General features: G+C 43.9%; 16 protein-coding genes and 1 pseudogene. 5 read left to right on the top strand and 12 right to left on the bottom strand.

The genetic code is table 11. The annotated features are described in order from the left end of the window. Positions 1 to 303 precede the first annotated feature (303 nt). The gene (locus ACKI5G_RS08285) at positions 304 to 642 is read left to right on the top strand and encodes a helix-turn-helix domain-containing protein (RefSeq protein ID WP_407399372.1); all 339 of its coding nucleotides are present in this window, start codon (positions 304 to 306) and stop codon (positions 640 to 642) included. Between the two features lie 628 nt (positions 643 to 1,270). Here the strand turns inward: ACKI5G_RS08285 and ACKI5G_RS08280 are convergent. The 11 genes from ACKI5G_RS08280 to ACKI5G_RS08230 form a co-directional block, all read right to left on the bottom strand. Next, the gene (locus ACKI5G_RS08280; RefSeq protein ID WP_407399370.1) at positions 1,271 to 2,482 is read right to left on the bottom strand and encodes a MalY/PatB family protein; all 1,212 of its coding nucleotides are present in this window, start codon (positions 2,480 to 2,482) and stop codon (positions 1,271 to 1,273) included. A gap of 48 nt (positions 2,483 to 2,530) precedes the next feature. Next, positions 2,531 to 3,058, bottom strand: a complete 528-nt coding sequence (locus ACKI5G_RS08275; protein WP_407399369.1) for a hypothetical protein — start codon at positions 3,056 to 3,058, stop codon at positions 2,531 to 2,533. A gap of 773 nt (positions 3,059 to 3,831) precedes the next feature. Continuing rightward, complete coding sequence (locus ACKI5G_RS08270) at positions 3,832 to 4,413, bottom strand: 4Fe-4S binding protein (RefSeq protein WP_407399367.1); 582 nt, start codon at positions 4,411 to 4,413, stop codon at positions 3,832 to 3,834. Next, positions 4,410 to 4,613, bottom strand: coding sequence for a 4Fe-4S binding protein (locus tag ACKI5G_RS08265; protein ID WP_407399365.1), 204 nt, complete (start codon positions 4,611 to 4,613; stop codon positions 4,410 to 4,412). Before ACKI5G_RS08265 ends, ACKI5G_RS08270 begins: the two co-directional genes overlap by 4 nt. 21 nt (positions 4,614 to 4,634) lie before the next feature. Further along, on the bottom strand, positions 4,635 to 6,302 hold the full coding sequence (locus tag ACKI5G_RS08260; RefSeq protein ID WP_407399363.1) for an FAD-dependent oxidoreductase: 1,668 nt from the start codon (positions 6,300 to 6,302) through the stop codon (positions 4,635 to 4,637). A 52-nt stretch (positions 6,303 to 6,354) separates the two neighbouring features. After that, positions 6,355 to 6,633, bottom strand: coding sequence for an ArsR/SmtB family transcription factor (locus ACKI5G_RS08255; protein ID WP_407399361.1), 279 nt, complete (start codon positions 6,631 to 6,633; stop codon positions 6,355 to 6,357). Between the two features lie 166 nt (positions 6,634 to 6,799). Continuing rightward, positions 6,800 to 7,693, bottom strand: a complete 894-nt coding sequence (locus ACKI5G_RS08250; RefSeq protein ID WP_407399359.1) for a YitT family protein — start codon at positions 7,691 to 7,693, stop codon at positions 6,800 to 6,802. Positions 7,694 to 7,777: 84 nt separating this feature from the next. Next, positions 7,778 to 8,896 (bottom strand): cyclic nucleotide-binding domain-containing protein, encoded by a 1,119-nt coding sequence (locus ACKI5G_RS08245; RefSeq protein ID WP_407399357.1) that lies wholly within the window; start codon positions 8,894 to 8,896, stop codon positions 7,778 to 7,780. A 417-nt stretch (positions 8,897 to 9,313) separates the two neighbouring features. Next, complete coding sequence (locus ACKI5G_RS08240) at positions 9,314 to 10,315, bottom strand: hypothetical protein (protein ID WP_407399355.1); 1,002 nt, start codon at positions 10,313 to 10,315, stop codon at positions 9,314 to 9,316. 53 nt (positions 10,316 to 10,368) lie between these two features. Beyond that, positions 10,369 to 11,184 carry a dioxygenase gene (locus tag ACKI5G_RS08235; protein ID WP_407399353.1) on the bottom strand — a complete coding sequence of 272 codons (816 nt, stop codon included), beginning with the start codon at positions 11,182 to 11,184 and terminating at the stop codon, positions 10,369 to 10,371. Positions 11,185 to 11,263: 79 nt separating this feature from the next. Beyond that, positions 11,264 to 14,071: an ATP-binding protein gene (locus tag ACKI5G_RS08230; protein WP_407399351.1), complete on the bottom strand. Its 2,808-nt coding sequence runs from the start codon at positions 14,069 to 14,071 to the stop codon at positions 11,264 to 11,266. Between the two features lie 247 nt (positions 14,072 to 14,318). Here ACKI5G_RS08230 and ACKI5G_RS08225 point away from each other — a divergent pair, with 247 nt between their 5' ends. The 4 genes from ACKI5G_RS08225 (at position 14,319) to ACKI5G_RS08210 (ending at position 17,318) form a co-directional block, all read left to right on the top strand. Further along, positions 14,319 to 14,909 carry a DUF3793 family protein gene (locus ACKI5G_RS08225; RefSeq protein WP_407399349.1) on the top strand — a complete coding sequence of 197 codons (591 nt, stop codon included), beginning with the start codon at positions 14,319 to 14,321 and terminating at the stop codon, positions 14,907 to 14,909. Positions 14,910 to 14,968: 59 nt separating this feature from the next. Further along, a complete protein-coding gene (locus tag ACKI5G_RS08220; protein ID WP_407399347.1) occupies positions 14,969 to 15,400 on the top strand; it encodes a flavodoxin in 432 nt (143 codons plus the stop codon). Positions 15,401 to 15,681: 281 nt separating this feature from the next. Beyond that, positions 15,682 to 16,716, top strand: a complete 1,035-nt coding sequence (locus ACKI5G_RS08215) for a 3-deoxy-7-phosphoheptulonate synthase (RefSeq protein ID WP_407399345.1) — start codon at positions 15,682 to 15,684, stop codon at positions 16,714 to 16,716. A 41-nt stretch (positions 16,717 to 16,757) separates the two neighbouring features. Beyond that, the gene (locus ACKI5G_RS08210) at positions 16,758 to 17,318 is read left to right on the top strand and encodes a tRNA (mnm(5)s(2)U34)-methyltransferase (RefSeq protein WP_407399343.1); all 561 of its coding nucleotides are present in this window, start codon (positions 16,758 to 16,760) and stop codon (positions 17,316 to 17,318) included. Between the two features lie 409 nt (positions 17,319 to 17,727). On the opposite strand, the pseudogene ACKI5G_RS08205 reads toward ACKI5G_RS08210, so the two are convergent. Next, a pseudogene (locus ACKI5G_RS08205) lies at positions 17,728 to 17,856 on the bottom strand (ZIP family metal transporter); the annotation flags it as partial.

Genomic DNA, 17,856 nt, shown 5'->3' with positions numbered 1-17,856 from the left:
TATGTATTATCCCCCAACGATTTCACTTATAAATTTTAATTTTATAAATAATATCTCTTATACTCCACACAAAATCCAACAGAACAAAAGCTGAGAATGCCTTATGTTCTCAGCTTTTCTTCATTTGTTATATTCTTGATTAATTTTCTTTTTCCTGCAAATATTAAGAATTCTTTACTTAATATTTTCTCAAATGACGCTTTTTCCAGTTATTTTTCAACTGTTTTTTTAGATTATTCTAAAATGCCGTTACTCTTGCCCTTATTTGTTTTCGGTATAATATCCATTGAGGTGGTAACCATCATGGATATTGGCTATAAGATTAGGAAACGACGTAAAGAACTGGACCTGACACAGGTCGAGCTTGGGCAAAAAATACATAAATCATCGCAGGTTATTTCCAATTGGGAACGGGGATATACCACTGGTATTGTTTCTGAAGACTTGCATGAGCTGTCTATGGCCTTATCTGTTCCGATTGATTACTTTATCCCCACCCATGATGCGAATACCACACCACAAGATGTCCCACAACTTGACCAGCGTCTGGAAGCTATTATCCGTGTATATCCTAACCTAGATGAAAAGTCCAAGGACATCATCGATGCTATTATTAAACTTAATACAGGCGCACAAAAATAAGGCCTTTGCCTGCTGCAGGATCAACTCCCCCAGCACCGCAAAAGCCTTTTTAGTTTTCAATATTGCATTGCTCTCTCCGCATGGTGTCCAATTTTTTTCATTTTGCCGACTTCGGCAAAATGGTGAACATAGCTTCTGATACTATTCGTGAATTTCCACCGTTTTTATTAATACTATAGCAAGGTGGCAAGCATTTTATTGGATTTAAATTGCACTCTGAATAAAATTAATATATAATTAACAACAACATATATTTATTATGTATATTCAATTTTTATTTTTATATAATACGTAATGTTTACATATTATTCAAATTTATTATTGTCATCAGTTCTCTCTTAATTTGCAAAAGGAACAATATGAGTTAAATATTATTTTTATTGACATAAATGCAGGAAACATGATAGCATTTATTCAAACGAGCCCAGGCGCACGATGTGTAAATGGGACCTTGGGAGTCATGTTTCTAACGAGACGTGGCTCCCTTTTTCATTTTATCTGAATAATATCTTAACACTCAAATAAAGCTAAATACCGACCCACAAAAATAAGGCCTTTGCCTGCTGTAGGATCAAATCCCGCAGCACTGCAAAAGCCTTTTTATTATGCTAATTATTTGCCTTTTCCCTTAAGAGCGGTAGTCACAGATAGCCTCATACATTCTATCAAGGCCCTTGGCGATTATTGCCCGTGGCATAGCCAGGTTAAGGCGGATATAGCCCTTGGCATTTCCTACAAAAAGGTCGTCGCCACCTTCCAGGAGCACTCCAGCTTTATTGGCAAAGAAATCCGACAATTTTTCCACTCCCGGCAGACATTTCCCCATATCCACCCATGCTAAATATGTAGCATCAGGTATTTTAAATACCGCTTCTGGCAGCTTATCCTTTAGGAAATTATCCACATATCTAAAGTTGCCATCCAGATATTCCTTAAGCTCCTTCAGCCACTCTCCGCAATGCATATAGGCAGCCTGATGGGCCGCAATAGAGAGAGGGTTCAGCATACCGATATTCTTGTCCCGCCCTTTAAAATCATGGCGCAGCTTCTTATCACGGATAATAATATTGGAAAACATCAACCCTGCCATATTAAAGGTCTTGCTGGCGGACATACAGGTAATTAACCTTTTATAATCCGGCATAACCTTGGCGGTAGGAATATGCTTCACCCCTGTACGCAACAGATCACAATGAATTTCATCGGAAATAATCCACAAATCATTTTTCTCCACTATTTCCGCTACATGCTTCAATTCAGCCTCAGTCCATACCCGCCCCGATGGATTGTGAGGATTGCACCAAATAAGCAGCTTCACCTTTGGATCAGCGGCAATTTTCTCAAGGTCATCAAAATCAATATTGAATTCCCCATGCTCCTTCAAGAGCGGTGCCTTAATATATTCTACACCATTGTATTCCGCTGCGTGCTGAAAATATCCATAGGCAGGTGTATGAATAATAACCTTTTCATCCTTTGCCACCAACAGTTCTATAAGCTGATACAAGGCAGGAATCACCCCTGCTGAAAAGGTCAGCTCCTCCTTTGGGAAGCTCCAATCATACATTTTATTACACCAGGCTGAAAAAGCATTGTAATAATCATCCTTAAACATCATGGTATAGCCCATAATACGGCGGTCCAGACGCAATTTTACAGCATCAATAATAGGCTGAGGCGTAGCAAATTCCATATCTGCCACCCACATCCGCACAAAATCTTCGTCCTTATATGGAAAAACCTTCTCGGGCCCCGCATGGAAAATATAGCCCCTAAAGCCATCAGTATTCAGTGCATTGGTATTCTGCCGATCCACTATTTCATCAAAATCAAACTTCATTTTCCCTCTCCCCTCATTCTCCAAAGGAATACCTAAACATATACTATCTTAAAAATAATTCTGGCTAAGCTCCACCAGGCCATGCTCCAATAACCGCCAGAACTCCCTATAGGTCAGCTTCTCTCCGCTTACAGAAAACAGCATATTATTATGGCTCCAATGGGCAGCATAGTCAATCGGCATATCCTTCTCGTAATAAATCTCCGCTATAGCTACAGACAAACCATTGATTTTTTCCTTGTTCCAGGTAGCTCCATATATGCCGCTGATATTGTCATTCGTCAGCTCTGTGCAACGGGCTGTGCGAAGGCGGAATTTGCCCACTGGCTGACTATCTGAACAATACTCTATGTCAATGACATCACCGCCAATGACCCAGACCTGATTTACATGATAGCCACTGATGGATGGAAGGTATAAAGGCTGAAAACCAGCTTCTGCCTTTGCCTCTGCCACAGTATTATAAGACACCATAGGGTTTGGCATTCCAACCATTTTTTCAGCTGCACTGGCCGTGCTAATGCAGAAAGTTCCTATGGTTAATACGGATAATAAGCCGATAATCTTCTTTTTCATCACGAAATCCTCCTAATTATTTTCTACTATATAATTATACCCAAACTATATAAAATCATTATTCCACTTATTGTGAAAAATTCCTTCTACATTTTCCCGGATAATTATTTTTTTAAACCAATAACATTTGGTGGTCTAAATGGATATAAATAGTGATAAAATATTACTCCAAAGGGGGCGTCTAACATGATGATCATTCAGTTGGTTTTAACCGCTATCATATTGGGAATAGTTTATAACGCCATTGTTCAAATTTTTCTTCTTTAGAAGAAAAATATTCCAATTAGCGTTTCAACGAGCAGGGAGATATGCTCACCAGCTGTTGTAGTTTGTTTTCCCCCACCTAAAGAGGTGGGGGACATCTTAAAGCTCGTTATAAAAGAATGCTTAAATGGGAATGTGATACGTCCATTAATAAAAAGCAGGCTTTTGTACCAATATTTTTAGGCGTACTTGCCACTATACTAACGCTGGCATTTGCATTAGGAATTGCCCTTACATCCCGCTTTATTTATTAATGACATCGATGATTACAGAGCAGGAATGTGGATATTGGTCGGTTTGGGCTGCCTCATTTTTACCACATTTTTCCAAATTATTGTTATAAAGCACGTAAAACGGGACGCAGAAAAATACTCAAAGATGCTGATGTAAATCGCGTTATGATATTAAAAAGGCACCCTGCTATATATCATCATATATGGTAGGGTGCCTTTAATTTTTATTATTTTTTAACGTTATTTAACCCTTAAAAAAACATTTATTTGAATCTATTATTTAGCTGACACATACTTTGCCTTGCAAATGGTCTGGGTCAGGGTGCCCATTGGGCAGAACACACACCAGCTTCTGGGCTTATAGATAAGCATTGCCACGATGGCTATTATCTCAGAGGTAAGCATCAGGCTATATAGACCGAAGGCAAACTGGGCCACCCATAGTGTAATTCCCACAGAATAGGTCCAGTTCCATGGCAGCTGGAAGGTCCACAATACAGTTACTGCCTCCTGAAGCCCCTGGATTTCACTGCCCACCAGCCAGGAAACATAGATGATATTGAAGAACATGGCGAAGAAGAAAACCATAAAGCCATATCTGAAGGCCTTGCCCTTCATCCACTCCGGCATTTCCCGGCGGAGGGATAGACCTACCTGACTGCCAATTACCCGCAAAAACTGACCTCTATCACAGTAGCGGTTACAAAACAGCTTATTGCCGCCCCCAATGGCAAAAATCAGCGGCAAACAGAAGCTGATAAGCCCCAGCCATGCAAATAAAATGTTCACAAATCCCAAAGAAAAATAAATTATGGACCATATCCAAAGATAATGAAACCAATGACGCTGCTGCTTCATGACCGCACCTCCACCCTAATGGCCGATGCCGGACACTCCTTAGCACACATTCCGCAGCCAACGCATTTTTCCTCTATAGGCTTGGCAAAGACTCCGCTGACTATTTTCATAGCCCCAGTGGGACAAACATCCGCACAGGTTCCACAAGCCACACACACATTGCTATCCACCACCGCATGACGTGGTGATAATTTCCCCATAATTAAAAATCATCCTCCTGCTCAGTTCTGTATATCCAAGCCAAACCATCTGGCATAGGAGAAGCCACCCATCAGATTACGCACTGTAAACCCGTGTTGTGTAAGCATTCTTTCCATATAATAGCCGTTGATTCCCACCCGGCAGCTAACTATAATAGGGCAATCTTTATCCAACTGATCCAGCTGGTTTCTCAGCTTAGGAGCCGGAATATTTACAGCGCCCTTTATATGGCCTGCTCCAAACATTTCAGGGCTTCTCACATCAATAAGAAGCGCCCCCTTATCCAGCTCAGCCTCCAATTCCTCCGGCAGAAGCGGATTCGTCAGCCCCCGAAGGATATTATCAGCGTAGTAGCCTGCCATATTTACAGGGTCCTTGGCTGAAGAAAATGGTGGTGCATAGCAAAGCTCCAAATCCATCAAATCCTGCACCGTACCACTAAAGCGGATAACAGATGCGATTACATCAATGCGCTTATCTACACCCTTTGAACCAATGGCCTGGGCTCCCATCACCTTACCGTCCTTCATGCGAAAGATCATTTTCAGGGTGAAATTTTTGGCTCCCGGATAATAGGTGGCGTGATCTGCCGGGAAGGTAACAGTAAATCTGTAATCCCTGCCGTACACTAAGCCCTGTCTCTGAAGAGCTCTTTCATTCATGCCGGTGGAGGCCGCAGTGAGGCCAAATACCTTCAAAACAGAGCTGCCTACAAAGCCACGATATTTCCGCTGAGCACCGTTTATATTATCAGCTGCCAGCCGCCCCTGACTGTTAGCAGGTCCTGCCAAAGCCAGGGCACCAGCTTCACCGGTCTGCCCGTTATAGGTCTGTACCGCATCACCAACAGCATAGACCTCCTTGAAATTGGTCTGCATATATTCATTTACAACTATATATCCCCTGTCATTCAAGGCAATACCGCTGTCCTGCAAAAAACCCGTATCCGGGCGCACGCCTATAGACAGCACCACGAAATCTGCCGCCAGCATTTCCCCGGAGGAAAGCTCCACCTTAATACTGTCATCTGGTTCGTGATGAAATTCCTTCACACCGTCACCCAGCTTCAGATTTACCCCATTGCTTCGCAGTTCATTTTCCGCCTGCACCACCATATCTGTATCAAATGGCGCCAAAATATGAGGTGCTGCCTCCACAACAGTGACCTCCAGCCCCTGCTGTCTTATATTCTCTGCAGACTCAATGCCCACAAAGCCACCGCCAACCACCACGGCCCTGCCGGAAGGATAGTCCTGGCTCAGCCTATGGAGTATATCTGCATCCGGAACATTCCTAAGGGTAACGATATTTTTATGCTCAATACCCGGAATCCCAGGAGTTAGAGGCTTAGCACCCGGGGCCAGCAGCAAGGCATCATAGTGCTCCTCATATTGGGTATCACCAAATCTCACCTGCACCGTTTTACTTTCAGGATTTACGGAAACAACTTCACTGTAAATCCGCACATCTATATTAAATAACTTCTTAAATCCAGCTGGATCCATAACAAACAAGTCGTCCCTATGCTTAATGGTGCCACCTACATAATAAGGCAATCCACAATTGGCAAAGGAGACCTCCCCGCCCCGCTCGAACATTATTATCTCTGCATCTTCTTCAAGACGGCGAAGCCTGGCAGCTGCAGTAGCACCGCCGGCCACACCACCAACGATTAAATACTTTTTCATACCAGTTCACTCCTAAAAATTTCAACATTCTTAACAGCTTAAAAATAAATTATTACGAAAATAAACAGGATAAGATTGCTTTAATCCTTTCATCCTTCAGTCTATACGTAATCTCCAAACCATTTCGCTCTCCCTCGATGATACCAGCCTGACGTAATTTACCCAGATGCTGGGACACGGTGGACTGAGGCACCTCCATACAGCACTGCATGTGGGTCACATTGCAGCCACCGCTACGCCACAAACCACGTACAATACACAACCTGACCGGATGAGCGATAACCTTTAACAATTCCGCCTGCTCCTCCAGTGCCTTCATATCTTCAATCATATTCCCGCCTCCATAAATAACAGTGCCACAGCAATTCGTTTATTTTTTGTATATCCATATATTACGTTTTTTGAATATATTTGTCAAATTATTTTTTAACGCAAAAAATCCGGACCCATAATCAGATCCGGGTTCTACACGCTTTAATTAAGTATAAATTTAAAAATTAAATGTTATGAGACCATTTTTTACAGGCTTCCTCATAGCTTTCACACTCCATGGTAAAGCCCCTGCCACTTACCTCGGAGGTATCAGAAACTATCATGAAGGCCTGTGGGTCATAATGCTCCACTATAGCTTTCACCTGAGCCACCTGAGTAAGGCGCACCACTGTGAAGAGAACATCACAGCTCGCCCCGGACATGCCGCCCCGACCGTTGATGTATGTAACCCCGCGATGGATTCCGGACATTATTTCATCACAAATTTCACTGGACTTTGGGGAAATAATCACAATGGATTTTTCCCTGTTAAAGCCTGCCACCACACGGTTTGTAAGCTCAGCAGTTACATATATTCCTGCAAACGACAACAGGGCCTCCTCCAGCTCAAACATAAATGCAGAGGCTGACACAATGGCAAAGTTCAATACCGCCACCGCTGTACCCAAATCCACAGAGTAAAACTTCTTTATAACTGCTCCCAGTACATCAAGGCCTCCGGTATTGGCATTGGCACGGAACACCAGGCCGAAGCCGATACCGCTTAATACGCCGCCGAATACTGCATTTAATATAGGATTGGCACACACCCTCCAATCGATAACAAAGGCCGTAGCATCAAGGATGAGGGAAAACGCCACCGTACCGATTATGGTATCCATGAAATACCGCTTGCCGAAAATTCTATAGGCCAAATATAAAATTGGCAGATTGTACACCAGATTCTGGGCACCCACCGGCAATCCCGTCAGATAGTACACGATCATTGATATACCACTGATACCACCTGTGAGAAGATGTGCCGGTATAAGGAAAAGGTTGAATCCCATTGCCGTTATAAAACATCCCAATAAAATCAGGCACAGTCTCAAAAAAACCTTAATTGCCGATTTTGTCATATATCACACCCGCTTTCCCGACAAAACACCCGCTGGTGCCGATTATCTCCTCTATGGGGAGCTTCTCCATCAACACAACGGGTGTCAAACTGCATTATCCTTTTTTTCTTCCTGATATTCACTATTTCCCGGGTCAATCTCTTTATCCTTAACGCTATCCTGAATCTTGGTCCAGCACTTCTGATAATGGTCCAGCTCCCTGGTAATAGCCTTGAAGGCCTGCCAGCCCACATCGTTGTGGTTTTGCAGCAAATGCTTGAACTGCATTCTCGGAATGTGCAAAATCTGACATTCTTCCACAGCCTCCAGCAAAAATGAGGACGGTACCCCCAGCACCACCTGCGGATTTAGAAGCTGGCCCTCCTCCACCTCATCCAGGGGCTTCATCCACTCGTCATCCCCCTTGCTGAAACGGGCCACCCTGCCTGTCAGCAGCACCAGCATGGCCGTCTGGTTCACGTTTTCATTGAGGATAACGTCATCCTTTTGGTAGGAAGTCACCCAACAGGAATCCAAAAGGGAACGAATCTGGGTTTTATTCAAGCTAAGCAGAAGCGGGGTTTCGCTGAGAAGGCCCACATTGTACTCCAGCTCATTAGCTTCCATGGTGACGGTCTCGGCAATACTGAATTCTTCCATTCTGCTGTAGGTAATCATAGGATGATGGAACAAATTGTGAGGGGTCCAGTGCTTGTCTATAAGCAATGGCCAGCTCAGCAGGAACATATACTCCTCATTACTGATGCGGAAAATGTATATGCGCAGCAGCTTGCCCTTACGCAAGTCGAAGGGACGCCGACGGTCTGCTTCGGCAATACGGTGCATGGTATCCATCAAATCATTTGGGTCCAAGGAATCCGCCGCCCTGAACACGGGCTGGATAGTATTGGAATTCAGAATGATCCGCCACAGCTTGCCGTTGCCGAAATAATAATTGGTCCTTAGATAAGGGTCACTCATAACCTCATCACGAAGAAAGCCCAAATAAGACACAGGAGCGATTCTGCCCCCTACCCTGAAAATGGCCTGAACAGCAGCTCTGGAGTGCTGACCCTTTTCATTTAGGACCTTCAACTCCTCCTCATCCACAGTCACAATATCCTTTATATTATTGCCATATATCTTCCTAAGTTCCTCCATCATGGTGGAGCTTACATTCCCCACACGGAATCGAGGCTTGGAAGTAGTCGAAATAATATCCATGACACAGAGACTCCTTCTCTAAACTTTGAATCCTTTCTAATAATTTTATCGAAATCTCCCATTTAATATTAACATCAACCCTCTTTATTTACTAGCAAATATATAGGACAAACAGCCGATTTTCGAAAATCAAAAAGGAAAAACCCTAAAATTGGTAATCCCCTAAGAGGGTGCCGCCCGTAAACAGCATCTTCTTAGGGGATTACTCGCCGCTTTTGTGCACTGAAGTAATTATACAATCCCATTTGTAAAGCATAACTACTTGTATGTGCTTTATTTGACCTTATAATCGTATTTTTACCGCCAAAGCATAAGTCCTATAACAAAAATTTAATAGTTTTTAATACATTTTAAAGGCAAGACCCCATTATTGGACCTTGCCTTGGTTTTTTAGCTATTTTAAATTAAATATTTCATCTATGGTCGTTTGCTGTCTGAAGTTATCACCCACAAGTAATGCTCTGACAGCACATTCAGCAGCTGATGCTCCTGGTCGTCGGAAAGACAATTATGCGGATCCATTTCGTAGTTCCCATAAATCAGGGGTACACGCTTCACCTGAAGGCCGCAGGAGTTAATAAGCTTCTCGGCCTCCTCGGGGCTCTTAAAGAGATTATTTCCTATGTCATCCCTGGAAACCACATCATAAAGCTCCATGGTTTCATCCATTATGGCGTCCCCATGTCCCGGATACAGGGCCTCCGCCACATTCCAGCCATACTCCTTAAAGCTGAAATCCGTGGTAATAAGACAACCGCCCTTGGCATCCAAAAGTTTTTTGATATTTTCAAGGGCCCTCTTCTTTTCCCCGTTACTCAAAAACATCCACAGTCCCTCTGAAACCATGCACATAGGGGCCTTAATATCCTGGGCAGCCTGCTGCATTTCCGCTGCGCTGGTTACCCCAGCCATCTTGTAATGAAGGAATTTCTTCTCCTGGGGAGTCAGATAGGAAGTGAGCTTTCTCATGTCCCTTACCACCGAGGCAAAATCACAGCCCGTGTAGTTTTTTCCCTGCTCACACATATAAATTCCCCTTGGGGAATAGCCACAGCCCAGCTCCATTATCTCTGTATAGCCATTAGACAGACAATAAATATTAAGGGCATCATAGTTTATCCGCCGAAGGGTCTGATTCATGTTGTTTATGCGCTTATAATCCGGCAAGCTGCTGTCCACAGCAATAGTCCGATTGCCGATTAGCTTCAAAATGGTGACTGCATCCTCATTGCCGGCCCCGGCCAGCCAATCAAGATTCAGATATGCCGTATCAGAAACGGCATAGGTGTTTTCCTCCATTTCCACCGTTTCTGACTTATCCAATGCTTCTGCCGCCATTACATGGTTCGTCCCCAGGGAAAGGCAAAGACCTCCCCACGCCATGGAAACGGCCAAAAGCAGGAGCTCACATTTTTTCATATATAACCCCATCCCTTTTAAGGTGTCTCTCTCCATTGTTCCGTTATTTTTTCTTACTGCTTCGGGAACATGCCAAAAGCAAACATGGTCATTGCCACAGAGCCCATGGTAAATACCCTGTTTACAGCCACCCCGTCATCGCCGTCTGCCGCCCCAAGGGCATAGAGCAACGGCCAATAATGGTCAACCGTTGGAACTGCATATTCTGAATTTGGGCCAATCTCCCAATTAAGAGCCCTATCCTCATGGTGATACTCAACAGCACGGCAAATGTAATTATTAAAGGCAATAGCCTCCTGGGTGCCCTCACGGTTTCTAAGGGCCGCTTTATCAGCTGTATAGCCGACTTTTTCAGGATCATATACAACATTTCCGCTGCCAAAAATGAGATACCCTTCGCTGCGAAGCTGGGCAAGGGCTTTGCCCAAATCATAGCAGTCCTGGGCCGTAAAATTTTTATTTACAGACAACTGTACCACGGGAACATCTGCCTTGGGAAACATGTGAACCAGAACAGACCAGGTCCCGTGGTCAATGCCCCATTCATCATTAACAGATACCTTGTCCCCCAACAGCTCCAGTACCCGCTGCGTCAAATCCCCACATCCCGTTACGGGATAGGCAACCTGTAAAAGCTCCTCCGGGAACCCCTGAAAATCGTATTCCTGCTTTGGCTGAGGGGCACTCTGAATATAGGTTCCCTCTGTAAACCAATGAGCCGAAATTGCCAATATTGCCTTGGGCTTGCCAAATATTCGAAGAACAGATTCCCCTACAGCCCGCATCCCTGCGGTAATGTCATTCAAATCCAGAGCTGTCATGGGGCTTCCATGTCCGGAAAAAATGACCGGCATCCTTATATCATCCATAAATATTCTCCTCGAAATCTCTATACATCCATTTCAGTTATTAAGTATATCACATAATTATCTAATGTTCCCTTAAAAATCAAAGCACATCCACAATTGCTCTCATAAGTCTATTAATATCCACCGGCTTGCTTATGTGATTCTGCATACCGGCCTCCCTGCAGTTGCGAATATCCTCCTCGTAGGCATCTGCTGACATGGCAATTATTGGCACAATACCTGCGTCAGGACGATGAAGCATACGAATCTTTCTGGTGGCAGTAAGTCCGTCCATAACCGGCATTCTTAGATCCATAAGAATCAGCTTATAATGGGCCGGCTCACTGGCACTGTAGATTTCCACAGCCTCCCGACCATTATGGGCACAATCAATCATATTTGCCCCATAATCTTCCAGCATAAGCTGCGCCAGCTCTACATTGATTTCGTTATCCTCCACCAATAAAATAGGCACATCCCGCAATATTTCCTTGGATATTGCCTCTATGGCATTTGCATCAGATTGTCCTTCTGCAGCCACCATCTTAGCATCCTCTTTTACTGTCCTTATAGGCACGCTGAAAATAAAGGTAGTACCTTCACCCAGCTTGCTTTCTACCTCGATAGTTCCTCCCATCATGTTGATGAACTTATGCACCAGGGAAAGTCCCAGGCCAGTACCTCGGGTGTTGACTGTCTCTGCACGATTTTCCTGACTGAAAACTTCAAACATGTGCTGTTGGAATTCCTCACTCATACCGATGCCGTCGTCCTGAATTATTTCCACGAGTTTGGACGTATCCCCGTCTACCTGTACATGAACATCCCATACCACATGACCACCCGCCGGAGTATATTTCACGGCGTTGCTTAGAAGATTCATGGCCAATTGCTGCAAACGAAGACGGTCAGAATATACTATTACACCATCATCCACATGGAGATCTGCCTTAAAATTAATATGGTGATTGTTGGCATTCATGGTAATGGCGTCCTTAATAATATTAAACAGCTCCTGAGGCACTATTCTGTCCTCACGAAGCTCCATTTTGCCACTGGACAGCTTGGACAGGTCAAGAACATCATTTACCAGGGCCAGCATCAGCTTGCTGGAGCTGTCAATACGCTCAAGATAATGCTGTATTTCTTTCATATCATTACATCCACGGGCCAATCTGGTATATCCCAAAATACCATTTAGAGGTGTACGCATATCATGGCTCATGGTGGACAAAAAGCTGCTCTCTGCCTTACGGGCCTGTTCTGAAGCATCCAAAGCGGCCTGCTTGGCATTAAGCTCAGCAAGAACTCTACTCTTATGGGATTTATACATGGTGTAGCCCACCACAGCAACAATAAACACAAACAGTACGAACAATATCAGTATCAGTCTGGTAGGTATTGAACGGATATAGTCCACAATGGTCTGATCTGTATACAGGTTTTTGCTTAAAATATTGGTAATATTAATCTTACCGCCCTGGACAGTCTTGCTGAGAATAGAATTCAGGACGGAATTACCCGGCATGAGCTGACCACTGAACTCAATCCCCAGATCATCCACGCCTTCCACCGTAAAGTTTCCAGAACCGTGCTTTACCGTCAGCCAATTCAGCTGTGCCATATTGCAGTATATAGCATCCACCTTATGGGAGCTCATGGCCTCATAGCATTCCTCAATGGTTGGGAAGGATACGAAATCCATATCTGGTGCGCCTTCCCGTATTGTATTCTCCACATTTGGAGGAACCATCCCCACAAAAGCAGCCGTGTGAATTTCTGCCACATCACTACGCCGCAGACATAAAATACTTAGTGTAAAATAGGTCTTTGTAATAGCCAGGCCAACATTCTCGCTGCCAATTATATCCTGGGAGGTTACACCATAAACGTCCACCTCTCCCTCTTTAAGAGCTCTGGCTATCTCGTCACGGTCGTTAAAAACAACGAACTTCACCTGCCAATTTAATTCCTTGGCTATTTGCTTATACAGATCAGGTGCTACGCCACGGATATCACCATTACTCTCCACGTAGGAAATAGGTGGATTCATTCCATGCACTGCCACCTTCAGCACCGGATGATTGACAATATATTCTTTTTCCTCAGCAGAAAGAGGTATACTATCCTGATAATGGAAATGACGGTATTTGTCATAAAGCTTTTCCGGATAGCGGACATCTTCATAAAGGATCCTGCTCATGGCAGCATCCACTTTATTTTTCAAGGCCATCTGATTCTTGGAAAAAATAGGATAATAGGTATTTGCAGCAATATTAAAAGAAGCCCTATAATTTTTAGTTAATTTTGACCCATAGGTCACAATGCCATCCAGCTCTCCGTCATCCATGGCCTTTTGAAGATCATCATCGTTACTGTAGGTCTTAAAAATTGGATGAATATCGCTCTTATTCGCCCACTCCAGGGCCCGATCATACATAATGGATGATTTCACGACTCCCAAAGTCTTGCCGTTATATTCAGTGGGATTGCCATAGCTAAACCGCGGGTCATCATCGCGCACTCTTATGCTTGCCTGGCTGGTAAATAAACCGTTGCTGCCAAATAAAAACCTCTCAAGCCTTTCAGGATTAGGCGAAATACCCAGGGCCATCTGTATTTCCCCATCATCTAGCCCATTGAACATTTCAAAAATGTCATCGTATGGATGGAAAATCGGCTTAAGGTTGGCATACTGAGCAATCTTATACATAAATTCCGCATCAAAGCCGTAATATACACCTGAATCCGTAGTCATGACTACACCTGGCTGTAAAACAACGCCCACATGAACCGGCTCTCTGGTATCAGGAATCGTGTCCGCATACAGCACATGGGAAGGAAGCAACACTAAAATCATAAGTGCCGTTATTAATATTCGCAAAAAGAAAAATTTATTATTTCGCATCAAAGGTAGCCTCCTTTGCGCTTACAGCTAATTCTACATCATGATTAATTTTTCAAGGCAACAATCAATAGTATGTTAGAGTATACTTCGACACTCACTCGGTGAATCCTTTTTTTCTGTATTTAATCTCAAGGAAAGCCAAAAATAATTTGTATTTTTACTTTTTGCTATTGATAACCATTCTCATATATGTTATACTTTCCTTGCAATTGAGAAAGAATATCAAATAGCCAAGGGGGTGATTTCCATGAATAAATCAATTTACAATCATTATGAACATCAGCTGGCATATCACTGTGCCCCTACCATTAAGGGAATTAAGTGTGGCAGCATGGTGGCTTTTACAGTTGATTCTGATAACTCCTTCCGGAATTTTCTGGAAAGCCACGCCAACTGCTTCCAGTGCCATGGTCTAGCATACCTCCAGCTTTCACGGCAAAGGAATCACACCCTGATGTTTTTTTACAGGTCACAGCTCCTGACCCGCCTTCTTCGTCGCCCCCTGGCTATAGATATTCTAAAAAGCTTTGATTATCCTGTGGAAAGGGGAATTAATGAGGACACTCTCCCTGCCCTGCTGGAGCACTTAAAGTATCGCATCGCTAATTGTAACGGTTTCCCCCATGAAATCGGAATTTTTCTGGGATATCCGCCGGCAGATGTTCGGGCCTTCATTGAAAATAAGGGACAGAATTTCCTCTACAGCGGTTTCTGGAAGGTATATACCAATGAAGCCGCCCAAAAGCACCTTTTCCAGTGCTACAACGATTGTATCAATGCCATGTGTGACCGACTCAAGGCCGGGGAAAGCCTTTTGGAGGTCATGGGTGCCGCATAAATCGGATAATATTTTTAAGCTAGCTTATTTTTTAATGTTAATATAGGAGTTGATATTTTATGAAAATTGCTGTTGTTTACTGGTCCGGTACGGGAAATACCAAGGCTATGGCCGAATCCATGCTGGATGGAGCCAAGGCTGCCGGAGCTGAAACAGACATTTTTTCCGTTGACCAGTTCAGTGCTGACAAAATGGACGGCTATGACGGCTTCCTTTTTGGCTGCTCTGCCATGGGGTGTGAGGTCCTGGAGGAGGCTGAATTTGAGCCATTCTTCCAGGAAGCTGAAAATAAAATTGCCAACATTCCTGTAGGACTCTTTGGCTCCTATGGCTGGGGCTCCGGAGAATGGCTTCAGGACTGGCATCAGCGCTGCAAGGAGCATGGTGCCAAGGTCTACAAGGAAGGTGTTATGATCAACAACACCCCTGATGACGACGGCCTTAAGGAATGCCAGGATTTCGCCCAGAACTTTGTAACCGAAAACTTCTGATACATCCTAATTGTTCTAATTTATAACGAGCTTTAAGATGTCCCCTTCCTCTTTAGGTGGGGGAAAACAAACTACAACAGCTGGTGAGCATATCTCCCAGCTCGTTGAAACGCTAATTGGAAGATTTTTCTTCTAAAGAAGAAAAATTTGAACAATGGCGTTATAAGCCTTACTGGAAAAAAGCTGTGACCTAAAATATTATTAGGACGCAGCTCTTTTTCTATGTTACAATATTCGTATGACATTTTTTTGGTAATTTTTGCAAGAAAAGAGTGATTAATATGAGCATGGAAATGGAATTCATCAGGGTCCTCCCTTCACCCCAAAGTCTGATGGAGGATTACCCTATCAAAAAAAAATACAAGGAAATAAAGATGGAGCGTGACGAAACCATCAAGAATATCTTTTCCGGTGAGGACCATCGTCTGGCCCTTATTATCGGACCGTGCTCCAGTGACAACGAGGATGCAGTAGTGGATTATGTATCCCATTTGGCAAAGCTCCAAGATAAAATCAAGGACAAGATTTTCATCGTACCCCGACTGTACACCAATAAACCCCGTACCATCGGCGTGGGCTACAAGGGCATGCTGCACCAGCCTTCCCCGGAGGGCGAGGAGGATATGCTGGAGGGTATTATTGCCATCCGCAAGCTAAATGTCCGTGTTATTGAAGAAACAGGCCTTACAGGTGCAGAGGAAATCCTCTACCCTGAAGTATTCCGCTACCTTTCCGATCTTTTGTGCTATGCAGCAGTTGGTGCCCGTTCCAGCGAGGACCAGCTCCATCGCATGATTGCCAGTGGTGTTGGTATCCCTGTGGGCCTAAAAAATCCTACCAGCGGTGATTTGTCCGTTATGCTGAACTCCGTGGCAGCTGCCCAGCATTCCCAGGAATTCCTTTTCCGTGGCTGGGAAGTACGCACCAAGGGCAATGCTTTCGCCCATTCTATTCTCCGTGGATACGTTGATGCCGCAGGAAACAGCCTGCCAAACTACCATTACGAAACCCTGACCAAGGTTATAAAGATGTATGAGGAACGTGGTCTGGAAAATCCTGCCATTGTTGTGGACACCAACCACGCCAACTCCGGCAAGAAATATCTGGAGCAGATACGTATTGCCAAGGATATTATTAATTCCCGTAATCTTAACCCTGATATCAAAAATATTGTCAAGGGTCTAATGATAGAAAGCTATATAGAAGACGGCTGTCAAAAGGTGGATGGTGGCGTGTACGGCAAATCCATTACAGACCCATGTCTGGGATGGGAAAAGACTGAACGCCTGCTGCTGGATTTGGCAGATATGCTTTAATTTATTAAGAACGGTTAATAATTTTAATGGAGGGACTCTCTATGCAGACTGCGGTTAATATGCTGACCATCGCCCAGGGTATATGGTCAAAATCTCTGGAAACAGCCAAGGTAATTGTAGATGCCACTTCCGGTGCCGGCAAGGACACATTGTATCTTGCCCGTCACAAAAAGCCAGATGCCCATATTTACGCCTTTGATGTGCAGCCCACGGCCATGCTGAAAACAAAGAAAACCACCGAGGAATTCAAGGACAGCATTACCTATGTACTGGACAGCCACGAAAATATCAGCCAGGTGGTAGATGAAAAGCTGGATCTGGTGGTATTTAATTTAGGCTATCTCCCGGGTGGAGACCACTCCATTACCACTGTTCCAAAGGTTACTGTCAAAGCAGTGGAAAATTCCATGAAACAGCTGGCGGTCAACGGCGTTATTTCCATCATGGTATATCCCGGCCATCCCGCTGGCAAGGAAGAAAGCGTACACCTTATGATTCTTCTGGAGGAGCTGCCAAAGGACGAGTATTCCGTGGTAAAGTGCCAGCTCACCAACCACGACTCCACCGCCCCATATCTGTATTTAATTGAAAAGGTGAAGTAATCACATTAACTTTGCTTGAAATATACTATATACGATGCTATACTTAAATCAGCCAAAAGAGATTAGTGTAGCTATAGCACACAAAAACGAACCCCTGAAGAGCGGCCACTCTTCAGGGGTTCTTCTCTTTTAGGGCAAGAGCTAACCCAGGCTAGTTGCTACTATTATTTCCATCTAGCCATTTGCAAATATAGTAGCCGACTATACTCGCCATGACAGAAACAATAAAAGAGATTAGTAATGCGATAGCACACACCCCCTCCCTGTTGCCAGTTTGGTGGGGTAGCAACATAAATATTATACCATATATTTAGTTTGATTTAAATTACTAAACAATTTATCTGTATACCCTTTATATTATTTATTGATTATCAGGATTATCCTGCCTCCATTCATCGCTTTTTCAAATTTATCCTAAAGTAGTATCCAGTACCATCATCAGCGAAAAGCCTACGGCGAACATGATAGTGCCTATGTTTGAATGTTCCCCCTCGGACATTTCAGGGATTATTTCCTCCACCACCACATACAGCATGGC

Origin of the sequence: Anaerovibrio sp., from assembly GCF_045637405.1 — a bacterium.
Taxonomy (GTDB): domain Bacteria; phylum Bacillota; class Negativicutes; order Selenomonadales; family Selenomonadaceae; genus Anaerovibrio.
Note: the sequence above shows the minus strand (reverse complement) of the source record. Positions and strands in the feature narration are given on the sequence as shown.